This window comes from Ruegeria arenilitoris (assembly GCF_013035315.1).
Taxonomy (GTDB): Bacteria; Pseudomonadota; Alphaproteobacteria; order Rhodobacterales; family Rhodobacteraceae; genus Ruegeria; species Ruegeria arenilitoris_D.
This window is the reverse complement of the sequence record NZ_WQHP01000001.1, coordinates 220,157-236,711: the sequence shown is the minus strand read 5'-3', so window position 1 is coordinate 236,711 and position 16,555 is coordinate 220,157. Positions and strand designations below refer to the sequence as shown.

12 protein-coding genes and 1 tRNA gene are annotated in these 16,555 nt (G+C 59.5%); 4 read left to right on the top strand and 9 right to left on the bottom strand.

Translation table 11 applies throughout. The features are described from left to right. Positions 1-106: 106 nt before the first annotated feature. Entirely contained in the window at positions 107-1,216 is a 1,110-nt protein-coding gene (locus tag GOV53_RS01135; RefSeq protein ID WP_170463618.1) for a cell wall anchor protein, read from the top strand. A gap of 150 nt (positions 1,217-1,366) precedes the next feature. Here GOV53_RS01135 and GOV53_RS01130 read toward each other — a convergent pair whose 3' ends face one another. From GOV53_RS01130 to recA, 4 genes are all read right to left on the bottom strand, one after another. Continuing rightward, positions 1,367-1,990, bottom strand: coding sequence for a transglutaminase-like cysteine peptidase (locus tag GOV53_RS01130; RefSeq protein ID WP_170463616.1), 624 nt, complete (start codon positions 1,988-1,990; stop codon positions 1,367-1,369). Positions 1,991-2,357: 367 nt separating this feature from the next. Next, positions 2,358-2,645, bottom strand: coding sequence for a DUF1330 domain-containing protein (locus GOV53_RS01125; protein ID WP_170463614.1), 288 nt, complete (start codon positions 2,643-2,645; stop codon positions 2,358-2,360). A gap of 1 nt (position 2,646) precedes the next feature. Then, entirely contained in the window at positions 2,647-5,316 is a 2,670-nt protein-coding gene (gene alaS / locus GOV53_RS01120) for an alanine--tRNA ligase (RefSeq protein ID WP_170463612.1), read from the bottom strand. Between the two features lie 138 nt (positions 5,317-5,454). After that, complete coding sequence (gene recA / locus GOV53_RS01115) at positions 5,455-6,522, bottom strand: recombinase RecA (protein ID WP_170424687.1); 1,068 nt, start codon at positions 6,520-6,522, stop codon at positions 5,455-5,457. A gap of 192 nt (positions 6,523-6,714) precedes the next feature. On the opposite strand from recA, the gene GOV53_RS01110 reads away from it, so the two are divergent. After that, positions 6,715-7,308 (top strand): sulfotransferase family 2 domain-containing protein, encoded by a 594-nt coding sequence (locus GOV53_RS01110; RefSeq protein ID WP_170463610.1) that lies wholly within the window; start codon positions 6,715-6,717, stop codon positions 7,306-7,308. Here the strand turns inward: GOV53_RS01110 and GOV53_RS01105 are convergent. The 3 genes from GOV53_RS01105 to guaB all read right to left on the bottom strand — a co-directional run bounded on the left by GOV53_RS01105 (position 7,305) and on the right by guaB (position 12,394). Further along, positions 7,305-9,596, bottom strand: coding sequence for a PAS domain-containing hybrid sensor histidine kinase/response regulator (locus tag GOV53_RS01105; protein ID WP_170463608.1), 2,292 nt, complete (start codon positions 9,594-9,596; stop codon positions 7,305-7,307). The two genes, GOV53_RS01110 and GOV53_RS01105, sit on opposite strands and share 4 nt — an antisense overlap. A gap of 104 nt (positions 9,597-9,700) precedes the next feature. Then, positions 9,701-10,858, bottom strand: coding sequence for an RsmB/NOP family class I SAM-dependent RNA methyltransferase (locus GOV53_RS01100; protein WP_170463606.1), 1,158 nt, complete (start codon positions 10,856-10,858; stop codon positions 9,701-9,703). An 87-nt stretch (positions 10,859-10,945) separates the two neighbouring features. Then, entirely contained in the window at positions 10,946-12,394 is a 1,449-nt protein-coding gene (guaB, locus tag GOV53_RS01095; RefSeq protein ID WP_170424676.1) for an IMP dehydrogenase, read from the bottom strand. A gap of 216 nt (positions 12,395-12,610) precedes the next feature. Here guaB and GOV53_RS01090 point away from each other — a divergent pair, with 216 nt between their 5' ends. Both GOV53_RS01090 and GOV53_RS01085 read left to right on the top strand, forming a co-directional pair. Next, complete coding sequence (locus tag GOV53_RS01090; protein ID WP_170463604.1) at positions 12,611-14,653, top strand: ASKHA domain-containing protein; 2,043 nt, start codon at positions 12,611-12,613, stop codon at positions 14,651-14,653. A gap of 24 nt (positions 14,654-14,677) precedes the next feature. Further along, positions 14,678-15,535: a class I SAM-dependent methyltransferase gene (locus GOV53_RS01085; protein ID WP_170463602.1), complete on the top strand. Its 858-nt coding sequence runs from the start codon at positions 14,678-14,680 to the stop codon at positions 15,533-15,535. 30 nt (positions 15,536-15,565) lie between these two features. Here the strand turns inward: GOV53_RS01085 and GOV53_RS01080 are convergent. Next, a tRNA-Gly gene (locus GOV53_RS01080) sits at positions 15,566-15,639 on the bottom strand. Positions 15,640-15,705: 66 nt separating this feature from the next. Beyond that, the gene (locus GOV53_RS01075; RefSeq protein ID WP_170424670.1) at positions 15,706-16,533 is read right to left on the bottom strand and encodes a polyphosphate kinase 2 family protein; all 828 of its coding nucleotides are present in this window, start codon (positions 16,531-16,533) and stop codon (positions 15,706-15,708) included. Between the last annotated feature and the right edge of the window lie 22 nt (positions 16,534-16,555).

Genomic DNA, 16,555 nt, shown 5'->3' with positions numbered 1-16,555 from the left:
GACAGCCCAAAGAAAAATGAGGCAGGATACGGCTGTATTTTTGTCAATTTTGTGGCACAATTACTTAGTTGTTAGGTGTAAGTAATGAGTTTAAAGGAGTAGCGCTATGCGCGTAAGGTCCCGTTTATATTCGTTTGTATTTGTATCCGCGACATTCCCATTCATGGCAACCGGCGCGGCATATGCGGCAGAAACCTGTAACGTCAAAACAGCCCGTCAATCCGTATCCACCGAAACGCTTTGTGGTTGCAAAGTGGTGGATAAACGGATGCTGCGGTACATCCAGCGTCGCGCTGATTTTGAGGATATTCTGGCCCGCACCTCTCAGGCCTGCCCTCTGTTCGCGGCGGTTTTGACTGACATCCCAACCGCAACTGTTCGGAACGATACGCGCAACGACGATAACGAAAATCGTGGCGCCGCAAGCACTGCAAGTGCGTCGGACAGCGGCAACGGTAGCTCGGGCGGAGCGGGCGCAACCACGACCCGCGGCGGCGAAACTCGTGACGGCGGCGACGGCGGTAACGGCGGGTCCGGAGGCGACGACGGCGGATCTGGCGGCGGCGGTGGCGGTGGTAACACCGGCGGCGGCAGCGGTGGATCCGGTGGCGGCACAGGCGGCAGCAACGGCGGTGGCAGCAATGGCAGCGGCGGCAGCAACGGTGGCGCAGACAACAACAGCGGCGGCGGCAGCGGCGGCAGCAATGGCGGCGGCAACTCCAACAGCGGCGACGGCAACGGCGGCAGCAATGGCGGCGGCAACTCCAACAGCGGCGACGGCAACGGCGGCAGCAATGGCGGCGGCAACTCCAACAGCGGCGACGGCAATGGCGGCAGCAATGGCGGCGGCAACTCCAACAGCGGCGACGGCAACGGCGGCAGCAATGGCGGCGGCAACTCCAACAGCGGCGACGGCAACGGCGGCAGCAATGGCGGCGGCAACTCCAACAGCGGCGACGGCAACGGCGGCAGCAATGGCGGAGGCAACTCTGACAGCGGCAGCGGCAACGGCGGCAACAATGACGGCGGCGGCGGTGGCGGAAGCGATGGCAGCGGCGGCGGTGATGGTGGCGGCGGCAACGATGGCAGCGGCGGCGGTGATGGCGGCGGCGGCAACGATGGCAGCGGCGGCGGCGATGGCGGCGGCGGCAGCGATGGCAGCGGCGGCGGCGGATCGGCCGGTGGCGGCAGCGACGGAAGCGGCGGCACGCTGTAACGAACTGACATGCAGCGCAGCCTGCGGAGCCAATCCCTTTAGGCTGCGGTGCGAGAAAAGTTTAGGGCAGCACTATTGATATGACCAAAAATATAAAGGGGCGATCAAATGGTCGCCCCTGATAGCTATTTCAGAAGAAAGACGGAAGCCTTAACTGCGGCCGTAAACACCGACCCAACTGCTGGGCTTCCGCGGGTCCTGCATCCGAAGGAACAAGTAGCGCGTCGCTGACCAGGGCTTGATCCGATCGGTCAGATTATCCAGCACCAGATCCCCGGAAGCAGAGCGATAGACCAAAACAGCATGTGCGTTGCGTTTCGTATCCAGCACTGTGGCGATCAGCAATTTGCTTGGATCAACGCCAGCCCGGATAAGATCGCGTTTCTTCAACAACGCAAAGTCTTCGCAATCGCCACCGCGCGAGGTCGGCAGCGCCCACCGCTCGCTGGTACGGTATTGCGCCTGATCGGTCACCGCGCGGGTCGTCGCGTTGACCTGACGGTTGATGCGTTGAATGATTTTCATTTCTTGCTGCGATGTCATGCGCGCCGAAGCTTTGCTTGAACAGGCCCAAGCGTATTGGCGACACAGTTGGCGGGCGCCCGACGGCGGAGGCGACGACGCAACGGTGCGAATGAAGTTGCCTTCGCTCGCCTCAACTGCGGACCCGGCAAACACCGCCCCGCACACCAAAGCAGCGATCCCCACTGCCCGACCTGAATATGTAACGATCCGCCCGAGAGCGGCCCCGAGTCCGATATCCAACGATTTCATGCCTGTACCTCGATCCCTGTCTACTCAGTCGTTTGGCGACAAGCGGGACCGTATTCGATTAGAACCAACTAACGGTAAACGGTAGCGCTTGTACAATCTGAGGCGACGCTGAAGGGGAAAAAGGGCGGAAATTCGTCACTCAATATGACCATTTCGCGCAAGAATTGCGGGCATGCCGCCACAATCTGGGCGGGAAACCACTTCAAGGCCCACACGGAAATCAGTTAAGGCTCTGGAATCAAAAAGATTCAGACAACGTCCAAAGTTGCCACAATACCACATTTTCAAATCGTGATATGTTCGGCTGAAATCCGCCCATCAAGCGATACGCTGGGCGGATTCTGTGCTTGTCAGCCCCGTCGGGGCGTTATTCGGTGATCTCGACAACCACAAGTTCGCGCTCGCTCGCGCCACGGGCATGGTCCAGGGCCTGCTGGTATTCGGGCGAATTGTAGCATTCGACCGCCGCCTCTACCGACGGGAATCGAGCAACCACGTTTCGCGGCCGCTCTTTCCCTTCAAGCTGCACATACCGCGCAGCTCGGGCGATGAACGTCCCGCCATGCTTGGCGATCGCGGGCCCGGCGAGTTCCGCGTACTTCGCATAAGCATCTGCGTCAGTCACGGTTACATGTGCAATCCAAAGCGCGGCCATCTTATCCTCCCAGAACCTGCTCGGCGGCTTTGATTGCCGCATCTGAATTCGAGGCGTCCTTTCCGCCCCCTTGTGCCATGTCGGGACGTCCGCCACCGCCCTTGCCGCCCAATTCGGCAACCGCAGCACGGACCAGATCAACGGCCGAGACTTTATCTGTCAGGTCCGCGGTTACGCCGGCGGCAACGGCCGCCTTACCACCGGCATCTGCGATCAGCAGAACAGCGCCCGAACCCAGGCGGCTTTTGTGTTCATCGATCAGCGCAGGCAGGTCCTTGCCGGACACGCCGTTCAGCGCCTGGGCAAGAAAGGCAACACCATTCACATCGCGGGCCTCGCTGCCGCCCTGCCCGGCTCCACCCGCCATGGCGAGGTCCCGGCGCAGTTGCGCAACTTCGTTCTGCAGCGATTTGCGTTCGTCCAACAGCGCCTTGACGCGGTTCACAACGTCGTCGGGTTGCGCCTTGAGCTCTGACGCAATCTGCCCCAGCCGTTGATCCTGCTGCGACAAGTGGCGCAGGGCATCATCACCGGTCAGCGCTTCGATCCGGCGCACACCGGCGCTGCTGGCGCTGTCGCCCAGAACGACGAAGGTGCCGATATCGCCGGTTTGGCGCACATGCGTGCCACCGCAGAGTTCAATCGACCAGGTTTCACCGTCCTGACCCTTGCCCGTCGGAGCCTTGCCCATCGAGACAACGCGGACCTCGTCGCCGTACTTTTCGCCAAACAGCGCCTGCGCACCCAATTCGCGCGCATCGTCCGCCGTCATGATCCGCGTTTCAACGGTCGAGTTCTGGCGGATGAAGTCATTGACGTCCCGCTCGACCTTCTGAATTTCCTCGCGGCTCAATGCCTTGGAGTGGCTGAAATCAAACCGCAACCGATCCGCCGCGTTCAGCGACCCACGCTGTGCAACATGATCGCCCAGCGTCTCGCGCAGAGCTTCGTGCAGCAAGTGAGTTGCCGAGTGATTGGCACGAATGGCGGTACGGCGAGTGTGATCAACCTCAAGCTCCACCGCATCTCCCTTCGACAACGTTCCATGATCCACGGTGACCTTATGGGCGTAAACCTTGCCGTCCGCGAATTTCTTCGTGTCTTCCACGCGCGCCATGTCATCGCGCTCTTCAAGTCGACGGATTTCACCTGTGTCACCAACCTGACCACCGGCCTCGCCATAGAACGGCGTTTGGTTGACGATGACCCAGCCGGAACCGCCCTTTTCGATCGTATCGACCAAAGCACCGTCCACGGCCAAAGCCGCGATCTGACCTTCGGCCTTTTCAGTGTCATAGCCCAGAAAGTCGGTCGCTCCGGCGCTGTCCAGAACGTCGAACCAAACCGCCTGATCGGCAGCCTCGCCCGATCCGGCCCAGGCCGCACGCGCCTTGGCTTTTTGTTCTGCCATGGCTGCATCGAACCCATCTGTGTCCACGGTCCGGCCCTTTTCGCGCAGGGCGTCCTGCGTCAGGTCCAGCGGGAACCCGTATGTGTCATACAGCTTGAACGCGGCACCGCCAGGCAAGGCCGCGCCTTCAGGCAGTCCCGCGACTTCGTCATCCAGCAGCTTCAATCCGCGGTCGAGCGTTTGTTTGAACCGGGTTTCTTCCAACAGCAGCGTTTCTTCGATCAACGGCTGCGCCTGACCAAGCTCGGTGTATTGTGCGCCCATCAATTGCACCAGAGTCGGCACCAGTTGGTGCATGACCGGATCCTTCGCGCCCAACAGATGCGCATGCCGCATGGCGCGACGCATGATCCGGCGCAGGACATAACCGCGCCCGTCGTTGCTGGGCATGACCCCATCCGCAATCAGGAACGAGGTTGAACGCAGGTGATCCGCGATCACGCGGTGGTGCACGTTCTGGTCACCATACGGATCAACACCGGTCGCCTCAGCCGATGCCTCGATCAGCGTTTTGAACAGATCGGTATCATAGTTGTCATGGCTGCCCTGCAGCAAAGCGCCGATACGCTCCAGCCCCATGCCGGTGTCGATCGACTGCATGTCGAGTTCCACCATCGAGCCGTCTTCGAACTGCTCATTCTGCATGAAAACGATGTTCCAGATCTCGATGAACCGATCACCGTCTTCCTCGACCGAACCCGGAGGGCCACCCCAGATGTGATCGCCGTGGTCATAGAAAATCTCGGTGCACGGACCACAGGGGCCGGTTGGGCCCATCTGCCAGAAATTGTCGCTGGTCGCGATGCGGATGATCCGGTCTTCGGGTACGCCGACCTTTTTCCAGATTTCGAACGCCTCGTCATCGGTATGGTAAACCGTTGTCAGCAGGCGACTTTTGTCGATGCCGAATTCCTTGGTGATGAGTTCCCACGCGAACGGGATCGCATCATGCTTGAAGTAGTCCCCGAACGAGAAGTTGCCCAGCATCTCAAAGAACGTGTGGTGGCGCGCGGTGTAGCCCACGTTGTCGAGGTCATTGTGCTTGCCACCGGCCCGCACACATTTCTGCGCGGTTGTGGCGCGCTGATAGTCGCGGGTTTCAACACCGGTGAACAGGTTCTTGAACTGAACCATGCCCGAGTTGACGAACATCAAAGTCGGGTCATTGCGCGGGACCAGCGGGCTGGACGCGACCACTTCATGACCCTGTTTGGCAAAATAGTTCAGAAAAGTTGAGCGGATATCGTTCAGCGTGGGCATAAGGCTCTCTCGGCGCGCAATCAATTTGTTCCGAAACGGGTTTATCCCTGTCCCCAAGGATAGTCCACAGCCTAGGGTGCGCCGAACGAAACAAGGCGGCCAGATGGGCCGCCCTGTTCTTGTTTTCTTACTAAGCCATTACGCCTCGAGGATGTCATCCTCTTCAGCGGCACCCGGCGGCATATCGAAATCCAGACCGTGTGCTGCTCGAATCTTGTCTTCAATGTCCAGCGCAATGCGGCTGTTGTCGCGCAGGTATTGTTTCGCGTTCTCACGCCCCTGCCCGATACGCTCATCGCCATAGCTGAACCACGAGCCAGACTTTTCGACCACACCGGCTTTGACGCCCAGATCCAGAAGCTCGCCCATTTTGCTGATGCCTTCGCCATACATGATGTCGAATTCCACCTGTTTGAACGGTGGCGCCACCTTGTTCTTGACCACTTTGACGCGGGTCTGGTTGCCGACGACCTCATCGCGATCCTTGATCGCGCCGATGCGGCGAATGTCCAGACGAACCGAGCTGTAGAACTTCAGAGCGTTACCACCGGTGGTGGTTTCCGGGCTGCCAAACATCACGCCGATCTTCATCCGAATCTGGTTGATGAAGATCACCATACAGTTCGAGCGGCTGATCGAGCCGGTCAGCTTACGCATTGCCTGGCTCATCAGACGGGCTTGCACGCCAACGTTGCTGTCGCCCATGTCGCCTTCAAGCTCGGATTTTGGTGTCAGCGCCGCAACCGAGTCGACCACGACCATGTTCACAGCGCCGGACCGTACCAGCGTATCGGTGATCTCAAGCGCTTGTTCACCTGTGTCGGGCTGCGAGATCAGCAACTCGTCCAGATCCACTCCCAGCTTGCGGGCATATTGGGGGTCCAGCGCGTGTTCCGCATCGACAAAGGCGCAAACTCCGCCGCGTTTTTGCTGTTCTGCAATGCAGTGCAGCGTCAGAGTCGTTTTACCCGAGCTTTCCGGCCCGTAAATCTCAACAATCCGGCCCATCGGCAAACCGCCGATCCCCAGCGCAATGTCCAAGCCCAAAGACCCGGTCGAGCTGGCATCGATGTCTTGCTTGGCGTCTTCGCCCAGCTTCATGATCGAGCCCTTGCCGAACTGCCGTTCGATTTGCGCCAGCGCGCTGTCGAGCGCCTTTTGCTTGTCTGCGTTTTTCTTGTCGCTCATTGTCAGAAGATCCGCCATTTTCCTGTCGCCTTCTCTTTTGTCACACCCTTGGCCGGGCGGCAATCGCTGCTTTGTTCGCCTCTTGTTCCTTATGGGACCAAAAAGAGAACATTTCAACTAAAACTTACAGAACTTACTGTTGGGCAATTGTGTTAAAGAGTCGTTTACGCCAATCTGCGCTTGGAAAATTCCTCGGCAAAGGGCGATTAAATGCTTGTTTTCTATAAAGAACGCCTTGCGTTTCTGGCTGTTCCCAAAACAGGTAGCACCGCTTATCACACTGCCCTGAGCCATCGTGCCGACCTTGTTGTGACGGGCCCGCCCGAGTTGAAACATGCTCCGGTCCGCCGCTACGACAGGTTTTTTCAGAACATCTTTCGTAAAATGTACGACACCGAAATGGAGATCATGGCGGTCGTGCGGGAACCGATTGACTGGCTGGGCAGCTGGTACAAATACCGCAGCCGTGACGACCGCATCGGTCATCCTCATTCTACCAGGGACATGAGTTTTGATGACTTTGTTCGGGCCTATATGCAGACCCCGCGCCCCGAATTCGCGGATGTTGGCAGTCAGAGCCAGTTTTTCAGAACGAGAAACAACGGGTTCGGCGCCAAACACGTTTTCAAGTACGAGAACCAGGATAAGATTCTGAATTTCCTACAGGACCGTTTGAACATGGAGATCACATTGGAGCGCGAAAATGTCTCGCCGGTGCGCGCGTTAGATTTGCATCCAGAAACCGAAGCGAAGTTTCGCGCCCAGCACGCCGCCGAATTTGCCTGCCACGACGCCGCGCTTTAGTTGAGCTGCTGAAACACCGTCTCGGTCAGTTGGGTCAGGGAAAATGGCTTAGGCAAGAAGGTAGAATTGGCAATCTCTGGGCCCGAATCCCCGAACGCCCCTTCGGTGTAGCCTGACATGAAGATCACCCGGACATCCGGACGCGTCTCCATCGCCTTGCGCACCCAGGTCGGTCCGTCCATGCCCGGCATGACCACATCCGTGACGAAAGCATCTACATTCAACGATCCGTCTTCAAGCAGATGCAGTGCCTCTTCGGCGGATCCCGCCTCTAGCACAGTATAGCCTTTCAAACGCAATGCCCGCGTTGCAAAGGCGCGAACCGGGGCTTCATCCTCGACCAGCAGAACGACGCCCTCTCCTTGCCGGGCACTTGGGCTTTCGGGCAACGCGGCGGTATCTTCGTCCGCTGCCTTGGGCGCAACCGACACCGGCAAATAGACTGTGAATTCGGTCCCTTGTCCCTGAACGCTATCGACAAAGATGAAGCCGCCCGTCTGTTTGACGATGCCATAGACAGTGGACAAACCCAGCCCCGTGCCTTCACCGGTGCGTTTGGTGGTGTAAAACGGCTCGAACACTTTCTGCAGCTTGTCTGCTGGTATTCCGGTGCCGCTGTCGATCACCTTAACGGTCACGAATTCACCTGATGGCACAGTCGCGCGATCACGTCTGAGGGGTTCACTCAAAGAAACCACCTCAGTCTCAATCCGCACTTCGCCGCCTTCGGGCATCGCATCCCGCGCGTTCACGACAAGGTTCATAAAGACCTGCTCCAACTGCCGCTTGTCGGCGCGCACGGGCTTGAGCACCGGGTCATGGCTGAGTGTCAGGCGAACTTTTTCGCCAACCAGCCGGTTCAACAGATGAATAAGGTCCGAGATCGTGTCACGCAGGTCCAGTACCTCGGGTTGCAAGGTCTGTTTCCGCGAGAACGCCAACAGCTGACTAACCAGAGCCGCCGCCCGGTTTGCGTTTTGGTTTATCTGGACAAGGTCGCCGTAATTCGGATCGTTCTGATCATGCCGCAACAGCAAAAGGTCACAATGCCCCGAAATCGCGGTCAGCAAGTTGTTGAAGTCATGCGCCACACCGCCGGCAAGCTGACCGACGGCCTGCATTTTTTGCCCCTGCACAAACTGCGCCTCAAGCGTCTTGAGCTCGGTTGCATCGTTTAACACCGCGATCAAGCAGACCCGCCCTTTGTTCACGACACGGTTTAGCGTGACCTGCACAAACACCTCTTTGTCCTTTCGGCTCAGACGGAGAAACTCCGAGCTTGGGGCGTCATCTTGGTTGGCCGCACGGGCCAGCCAGTCCTGAATCGGGTATCCTAGGCCGTGCATGATGTTTGTGACGCTCGTTTGGCCGGGCTCAATTTCTCCGATCAAGTTAGTGGCCATACGGTTAGCGTCTAAAATCTCGCCCTCGGGCGTCAGGCACATGACAGGTACGGGCAAGTCGGCGAAGCGCGTGTCACCACCCTGCGACCGCGCAGTGTTCAGCGGCAACAAAAGCAGATCCCGGACGGTACCTGAATTGGAAAGTTCAGAAATAGTCACCTGCACTTGCCCAGCAGCGGTATCTGCCAACACGATATCCCCGGTCGTGGGCACACCGTCCGGAAACACCTGATTCAGATTGTCGGGCTTGCAGCCCAGCACCGTTTCAGCGACGCCGTTGACGCGCAGAACCGTTCCGTTCCGGCCCTCTGTCAACACCGGTATTGCGGCACTGTCCCACTGCCCCTTCTCGTCCAGATGGAAGCGCCAACAAAACACATTGTGCCCGACGCTGAAAACCGAGATCGGGATAGTCGTTCCCACGGTTACGATGTCCTCTCTGGTCTTGCCATGGATTTCAGCGATGGATTGCAGCCGCAACAGGATGGCTGCGGGATTTGCAAACATGGATTTCAGGCATTGCTCAATACGCGCGCCGGGCAAAGCATGGATCTGCGCACGCGCGCGCGTGTTGGCAGTCAGAATGTCACCGTTGCCGGTTGCGACCACCGTCGGGAACAAATCCTGCTCGGCAAACAAGGCCATCACATCTGTCGACGTTCGGGCGGACCAATCGGCAAATTGCCCGCGCATCACCACCAACAGACCTGCGACCAGCAATGAGATACCGGCAACCACAAATCCCGTGTTCCCAACTCTGGGCAAAAGTCCCGCAAATGGGGTCAAGATCAGCAAGGAACCGAGAACTATCAGCGGGGCAAGACGTGAAAGGGCGGGAGTTTTTCGAAAACTGGGTTCGGAATAAATCTCAGCAGTTTCTGACATAAACAACTCGAGTTGAAAGGCGTAGTCACACTCAGCCCAAATAAGGTTAACGCCCTCTTAAAGAGCACGGAAAATTCCACCTTGAGTTGTTTTTCACTGATGCGCTACCGCGTCAAGTGCGCCAAAAAGAAGCCATCAGCACCGTGTGTCACAAGCCACGTTTTTCGAAACGTCTCGGTCCAATCCGGGTTGTCTTGCCCGAACTGGTCGACGATGGCACCATTTTCGCATTCGAGCATCGAGCAGGTCGCATAGACCAAAACGCCACCCGGCCCGACCAGATGCGCCGCTTTGCCTATGATCTCAGATTGCAGGTCGTTCAGCGCGCCCAGCCCCTCTTCAGTCAGTGCCCACTTCCCCGCAGGTGCACGACGCCACGACCCACTGCCCGAGCACGGGGCATCCGTCAGCACAATGTCAAACGGAGCCTGTTTCGCGACGTTTTCAGGGGCAAGACAGGTCACACGCACCCCTGCCCGTTCCGCCCGGACCGGTAGGTCGCGCATACGCCCGATGTTCACATCATGCGCGTAGACCTGAACGCCCTGATGCGCGGCGAGCGCCAGTGACTTGCCCCCTCCGCCGGCACAATAGTCCAGCACCCGCAGCCCCGGTCGCAACTCAAGCGCCTCGACAACGGCCTGACTGGCCGCGTCCTGCAGTTCAACCAACCCTTCGTTGTAGGCACGGCTTTGCGCGATCTTTCGGGCACCTTCGGTAACTTCAAGCGCGGTGTCGCACGCTGGATGCGGCTGGGCGCTAATCCCCTCGGCCGCGAGTGATTCAATTGCGCCGGCCCGGTCGGTTTTGGCAAGGTTGGCGCGCAGATGAACCGGCGCGCGGCTTTGCAGCACTTGCGCTGCTGCCTCTGCCTGATCGCCCAGCGACGCTTGAAAGCTCGGCCAAAGCCATTCGGGGATGTCATAGCGTTCCGCATCCGACTGGAAGGCGCGCGGCGCGTCGGCCTCGACCAATGGTTCTGGCGCATGGCGCTCGCCGGTGAACAGCGCTTCGGGGGATTCACCCCCAGTACGCAGTGCCCCTATCATCAGCCCGCGTCCTGTGTACGAGCCACCCAGGGCCGCAAAAGACCGTTTGCAGCGCAACGCCTGAAAAACGTGGTCTCGCACCGCCGCGCGGTCTTTCGATCCTGCAAACCGGCTGCGCCGCGCCCAACCGGTCAGGGCTTTCTCGACCGGTGCACCGGCGAGAATATCGTCGAGTATTTCAATCGAAGCCTGAACACGCGCTGCTGGGGTCATGGAGATTTCCGATTTCGTAGCGCCCTTGGTGGGCCGAAACGCAAAACGGCGCCCCCGTTGGGGCGCCGCGTTGCAAACTCAGTTGTCTTACATCACCCGGTAGTTCGGGCTTTCGCGGGTGATCTGAACGTCATGCACATGGCTTTCCTTCAGGCCTGCGCCGGTGATTTTCACGAAGTTACAGTTCTTGCGCATTTCCTCGACCGTTGCGCAGCCGGTATAGCCCATAGCCGCGCGCAGACCACCAACCAGTTGGTGCACCACTGCACTGGCCGACCCTTTGTAGGGCACCTGCCCCTCGATTCCTTCAGGCACCAACTTGTCGTTCGCCGCGTCTTTCTGGAAATAGCGATCGGCTGAGCCGCGCGCCATTGCGCCCAGGCTACCCATGCCGCGATAGGATTTGAACGAGCGACCCTGATAAAGGATTACCTCACCCGGGCTTTCATCCGTGCCAGCGATCATCGAGCCGACCATGGCGCAGGACGCGCCAGCCGCGATCGCCTTGGCGAAATCCCCCGAGAATTTGATGCCTCCATCCGCGATGACCGGCACGTCTCCGGCAGCCGACGCGCAGTCCATGATCGCCGTCAATTGAGGCACACCAACGCCTGCAACCATCCGCGTGGTGCAGATTGAACCCGGCCCAATACCGACCTTGATTGCGTCCGCGCCCGCATCAATCAGTGCTTTGGTGGCCTCGCCCGTGGCAACGTTTCCTGCGATGATCTGAACCTCGTTCGATAGGGTTTTCACACGTTTCACCGCATCAAGAACGCCCTGCGAGTGGCCGTGAGCTGTGTCGACCACAATAATGTCGACACCCGAATCCACCAACTGTTCGGACCGCTCAAAACCGGCATCGCCAACCGAGGTCGCCGCAGCCACCCGCAAACGGCCCAGCCGGTCCTTGCAGGCGGTCGGGTTCAGCACCGCTTGTTCTGTATCTTTCAGAGTCAGCAGGCCGGTCAGCTTACCCGCGCCATCGACCACCAGCAGCTTCTCGATGCGGCGGGCGCGCATAAGGCTCTTGGCTTCTTCCAGATCGGCAGGTTCCTGCAACATCGCCAGGTTGTCGGCGGTCATCATCGCCTTGATCGGGGTATCGTCCGAAGTGGCAAAGCGCATGTCGCGGTTGGTTACGATGCCAACGACACGGCCTTCATCGTCGACAACCGGGAAACCGGTGAAGTTATACCGCTGAACCAGCGCCTGAGCATCCGCCAGCGTCTGATCCGCACGCAGGGTGACGGGGTTGTATACGATCCCGGATTCAAACCGCTTGACCCGACGCACTTCGCGCGCCTGCTCTTCGACAGACAGGTTCTTGTGAATGACCCCGATGCCACCCGCCTGCGCCATTGCAATGGCCATGCGCGCTTCGGTCACCGTGTCCATGGCCGAGCTCAGCAGCGGGATGTTCATGGTGATCTCGCGCGTCACGCGCGTTGTCGTATCCGCCGTCGCAGGCAGCACTGTGGATGCGCCCGGAACCAAGAGTACGTCGTCAAAGGTAAGTGCCTCACGAATCTGCATCTGCTAACCCCATGCAAAAGCCCGTTTGGCGGTGACCCTATTGCATGGATTTGAGGTAAGGAAAAGCCCCTGACCCAAACTAGTTTCCCCCTGCGGCCCGATACCGCTGCAAAAAACGACGCAAGACGTGCAAAACGTGCCGCTGAATGGCTTTCCCTTTGCGCGCAAACGCATATCTTGCCCGGCATACGCGCGAATACAAAAGGCAGGCCAAACATGACCACCGACCCCCTTGTCGTCTTTACCCCGTCGGGCAAACGCGGGCACTTCCCCGTGGGCACTCCGGTTCTGACCGCCGCACGGCAGTTGGGCGTCGATCTGGATTCGGTCTGTGGTGGCCGTGGCATTTGTTCGAAATGTCAGATCACGCCCAGCTATGGTGAGTTCCCCAAGCATGGCGTCACCGTTTCCGAGGATGCGCTGAGCGAATGGAACGCGGTCGAGCAGCGCTATGACGACAAGCGCGGTCTGAAACCCGGTCGTCGTCTGGGCTGTCAGGCGACGGTTCAGGGCGACATCGTGATCGACGTACCGCCTGAAAGTCAGGTGCATCGCCAAGTGGTTCGCAAAGCTGCGGCTGCGCGCGCGATCACCATGGACCCGGCGACACGGTTGTATTTCGTGGTCGTGGAAGAGCCCGACATGCACTCGCCCACCGGCGATCTGGAACGGCTGGAGCGTGCCCTGCGCGAGCAGTGGAAGATCGAGGCCGTGACCGCCGATCTGTCGCTGATGTCAAAACTGCAGCCCGTCCTGCGCAAGGGCAAGTGGGAGGTCACCGTCGCCGTCCACAAGGGCCACAAGGACGAGGTGGCGAAGGTCGTCGAAATCTGGCCGGGCCTGCACGAAAGCGGGCTTTATGGTCTGGCGATCGACCTCGGCTCGACCACCATCGCGGCCCACCTGACCGATCTGGAAACCGGAGAGGTCAAGGCATCGTCGGGCCTGATGAACCCGCAGATCCGCTTTGGTGAAGACCTGATGAGCCGCGTGTCTTACTCGATGATGAACCCCGGCGGCGATCAGGAAATGACCAAGGCCGTGCGCGAAGCGATCAACGACCTAACGACCTCGATCGCGGACGAAGCCGGAATCGACGCAGCGTTGATCGTGGAAACCGTCTTTGTGTGTAACCCGGTCATGCACCACCTGCTGCTGGGCCTCGACCCGGTTGAGCTGGGGCAAGCCCCTTTCGCTCTGGCGACGTCGGAAAGTATGTCCCTGCCCGCGCGTGAGATGGATCTGACCAACATGAACCCGCGCGCACAGGTCTATATCCTGCCCTGCATCGCTGGTCACGTGGGCGCAGATTGCGCGGCGGTCGCGCTATCCGAAGAACCCGGCAAATCCGAAGACCTCGTTCTGATCGTAGACGTGGGTACAAACGCCGAAATCCTGCTGGGCAACACCAGCCGCGTTCTGGCCTGTTCTTCGCCCACCGGGCCAGCCTTTGAAGGTGCTCAGATCAGTTCCGGTCAGCGCGCGGCACCCGGCGCCATCGAGCGTATCGAGATCGACCCCGTTACCAAGGAACCGCGTTTTCGCATCATCGGGTCGGACAAATGGTCCGATGAGGAAGGCTTCGATCAGGACGTCGCAACGACCGGCATCACCGGCATCTGCGGTTCAGGCATCATCGAGGCGGTTGCCGAAATGCGCATCGCAGGGCTGCTGGACGAAGGCGGCCTGATCGGGTCCGCCGCACAGACCGGCACCCCCCGCTGTGTCCCCGAAGGCCGCACCCACGCCTATCTGATCCACGATGCCAGCGCCGAAGGCGGCCCGCGCATCACCGTCACCCAAGGCGACATCCGCGCCATTCAGCTGGCCAAATCCGCGCTTTATGCCGGTGCACGGTTGCTGATGGACGAGATGGAGGTCGATACCGTCGACCGCGTCGTTCTGGCCGGGGCGTTTGGCGCGCATATCTCGACCAAACACGCGATGGTGCTGGGCATGATTCCGGACGCGCCGCTGGATAAGGTTACCAGCGCGGGCAACGCCGCGGGCACTGGCGCACGGATCGCTCTGTGCAACATCGCGGCCCGGTCCGAGATTGAGCGCGTCGTGCGCGAGATCACCAAGGTCGAAACCGCTATCGAGCCCAAATTCCAAGACCATTTCGTCGCCGCCAACGCGATCCCGCACAAGACCGATCCGTTCCCGGAACTGGCGCAGGTGGTCACCCTGCCCTCGCCTTCCTTCAACACCGGTGGGTCCGAAGAAAGCACTGGTCGCAGGCGGCGCAGGCGGTCATAGTCTCCCCCAACACCGGGGGACAATATGCAGATCGCAAACGAAGAACAGGCCGAATACTGGGGCAAGTCCGCGTCCGGCGCGAAATGGTTGACGTACGAGGACCAGCTGGATCAGCTTATGTCTCCGGTTCTGGAGCTGGTACTGGACCGCGCCGGGCTGCAGCCCGGCATGCGTGTGCTGGACGTCGGTAGTGGTACCGGAGCCAGTTCGATTGCTGCGGCACAGGCTGTCGGCAAAGAAGGCCATGTTCTGGCTGCAGATGTCTCGCAACCGTTTCTGGATCGCGCCTCGGACCGGGCGTCCGAGGCTGGACTGCAAAACATTGCCTTCCAATTCGCCGACGCCCAGTCCCACCCCTTCAACGAAGGGGATCGGGACGCCATGATCTCGCGCTTTGGCGTCATGTTTTTTGAAGACACGGTTGCTGCCTTTGCCAACATGGCGCGCGCGTTGAAGCCGGGCGGTCAGATGACGTTTGCTGCGTGGGGTCCTCTGCGTCCCAATCCGTGGTTCAAGCTACCGCATGTGGCTGCCACTGAACGGCTTGGCAATCCCCCCAATGTTGACCGCAACGCCCCCGGCCCTCTTGCGTTTCATGACCGGGACAGGGTGACGGGGCTGCTTGAACAAGCCGGGTTTCAGGACATCCGCGCCGAAGCCGTTGCCCTGACGCTGCATTTCAAAGGCTCATTGCTGGACTGCGCTGGCTTGTGCACGCGGGTTGGCCCCGCGGCCCGCGTGATCAACCACTTCGATGGCACGCCCGAAGATGTCACGGCAATTCAGCATAAGGTGGCCGAGGCGTTTCGCCCCTTTGCGACCGAAGATGCAGTTCACATCCCGGCCGAAATCAACCTGTTTCAGGCGCGTAGAGCCGAATAGACAAGCAATCCACCAATGTCTGAAAAAGGCTGGAGCGGGTAACGGGAATCGAACCCGTAACAAGAGCTTGGGAAGCTCGTGTGATACCTTTTCACCATACCCGCCCGTGCCGGACACCGATAGCATTTCGCAGCCGCAAACTTCAAGCTCTGATCCGCGGCATTCGCACCCTATTCTGTTCGTGCACGCAAGCTGTCTATCAGATCCCGGTCGACCGTCATCACTTCGCGCGCGGCCTCTAGTGTGCGTATGTCAAGATGCTGCGGGTTCAGGTCGATCGCCTTGGAGAATGCGTCCACAATGATCTCCATCGCTTTGATCCGGGCGTATTTTTTGTTGTTGGCCGGGATCACATGCCAAGGTGCGACCTCGGTAGAGGTACGGGCCAGCATTTCATCAATGGCCACCTCGGTCTCATCCCATTTTTCGCGGTTGCGAAAGTCCTCATAGGTCAGCTTCCACCGCTTGAGCGGGTTGTGAAGCCTTTCAGTGAACCGGGCCATTTGTTCTTCGGGCGAGATGTGGAAGAACAGTTTGACGATCCGGGTGCCGTCATCCACCACCATCCGCTCGAAATCGTTGATCTCGCGGTATGCGGCGCGCCAGCGTTCCTCAGGCGTCAGATTTTCAAGCCGTTCGACCAGGACACGCCCATACCAACTGCGATCAAAGGCCGAAATCGCACCCTCTGGCGGCAAACGCTCCCAAAAGCGTAGCAGGTAGTGCCGGTTCAGATAGTAGTTGCGCGGGGCCCCGATCGGCCAAACTTTGAAGCTGCGCGGGTCCAGTGCCTGGCTGATCCGGCGGATTGTCCCGCCCTTTCCTGCCGCATCCCAGCCTTCAAAGACCAGAACACCTTTGACGCCGTGAAACAGATAAGCCTGCTGGATCAGAGCCAATTTCGCCTGCAATTCAACCAAACGCTCAAAATAGTCTTTCTTGCTCAGACGCTTGGTAAGGTCGGCGTCTCCCAGCCGTGGGGGATAATGCTTGCCCATATGCTCTCCTGACCGTTGGTGC

Coding starts and splice junctions, on each gene's coding strand:
- GOV53_RS01125 (WP_170463614.1), bottom strand. CDS start 2,645: ATGGCCGCGCTTTGGATTGCACATGTAACCGTGACTGACGCAGATGCT.
- GOV53_RS01100 (WP_170463606.1), bottom strand. CDS start 10,858: ATGACCCCAGCAGCGCGTGTTCAGGCTTCGATTGAAATACTCGACGAT.
- GOV53_RS01130 (WP_170463616.1), bottom strand. CDS start 1,990: ATGAAATCGTTGGATATCGGACTCGGGGCCGCTCTCGGGCGGATCGTT.
- GOV53_RS01105 (WP_170463608.1), bottom strand. CDS start 9,596: ATGTCAGAAACTGCTGAGATTTATTCCGAACCCAGTTTTCGAAAAACT.
- GOV53_RS01085 (WP_170463602.1), top strand. CDS start 14,678: ATGCAGATCGCAAACGAAGAACAGGCCGAATACTGGGGCAAGTCCGCG.
- recA (WP_170424687.1), bottom strand. CDS start 6,522: ATGGCGGATCTTCTGACAATGAGCGACAAGAAAAACGCAGACAAGCAA.
- alaS (WP_170463612.1), bottom strand. CDS start 5,316: ATGCCCACGCTGAACGATATCCGCTCAACTTTTCTGAACTATTTTGCC.
- GOV53_RS01110 (WP_170463610.1), top strand. CDS start 6,715: ATGCTTGTTTTCTATAAAGAACGCCTTGCGTTTCTGGCTGTTCCCAAA.
- GOV53_RS01075 (WP_170424670.1), bottom strand. CDS start 16,533: ATGGGCAAGCATTATCCCCCACGGCTGGGAGACGCCGACCTTACCAAG.
- guaB (WP_170424676.1), bottom strand. CDS start 12,394: ATGCAGATTCGTGAGGCACTTACCTTTGACGACGTACTCTTGGTTCCG.
- GOV53_RS01090 (WP_170463604.1), top strand. CDS start 12,611: ATGACCACCGACCCCCTTGTCGTCTTTACCCCGTCGGGCAAACGCGGG.
- GOV53_RS01135 (WP_170463618.1), top strand. CDS start 107: ATGCGCGTAAGGTCCCGTTTATATTCGTTTGTATTTGTATCCGCGACA.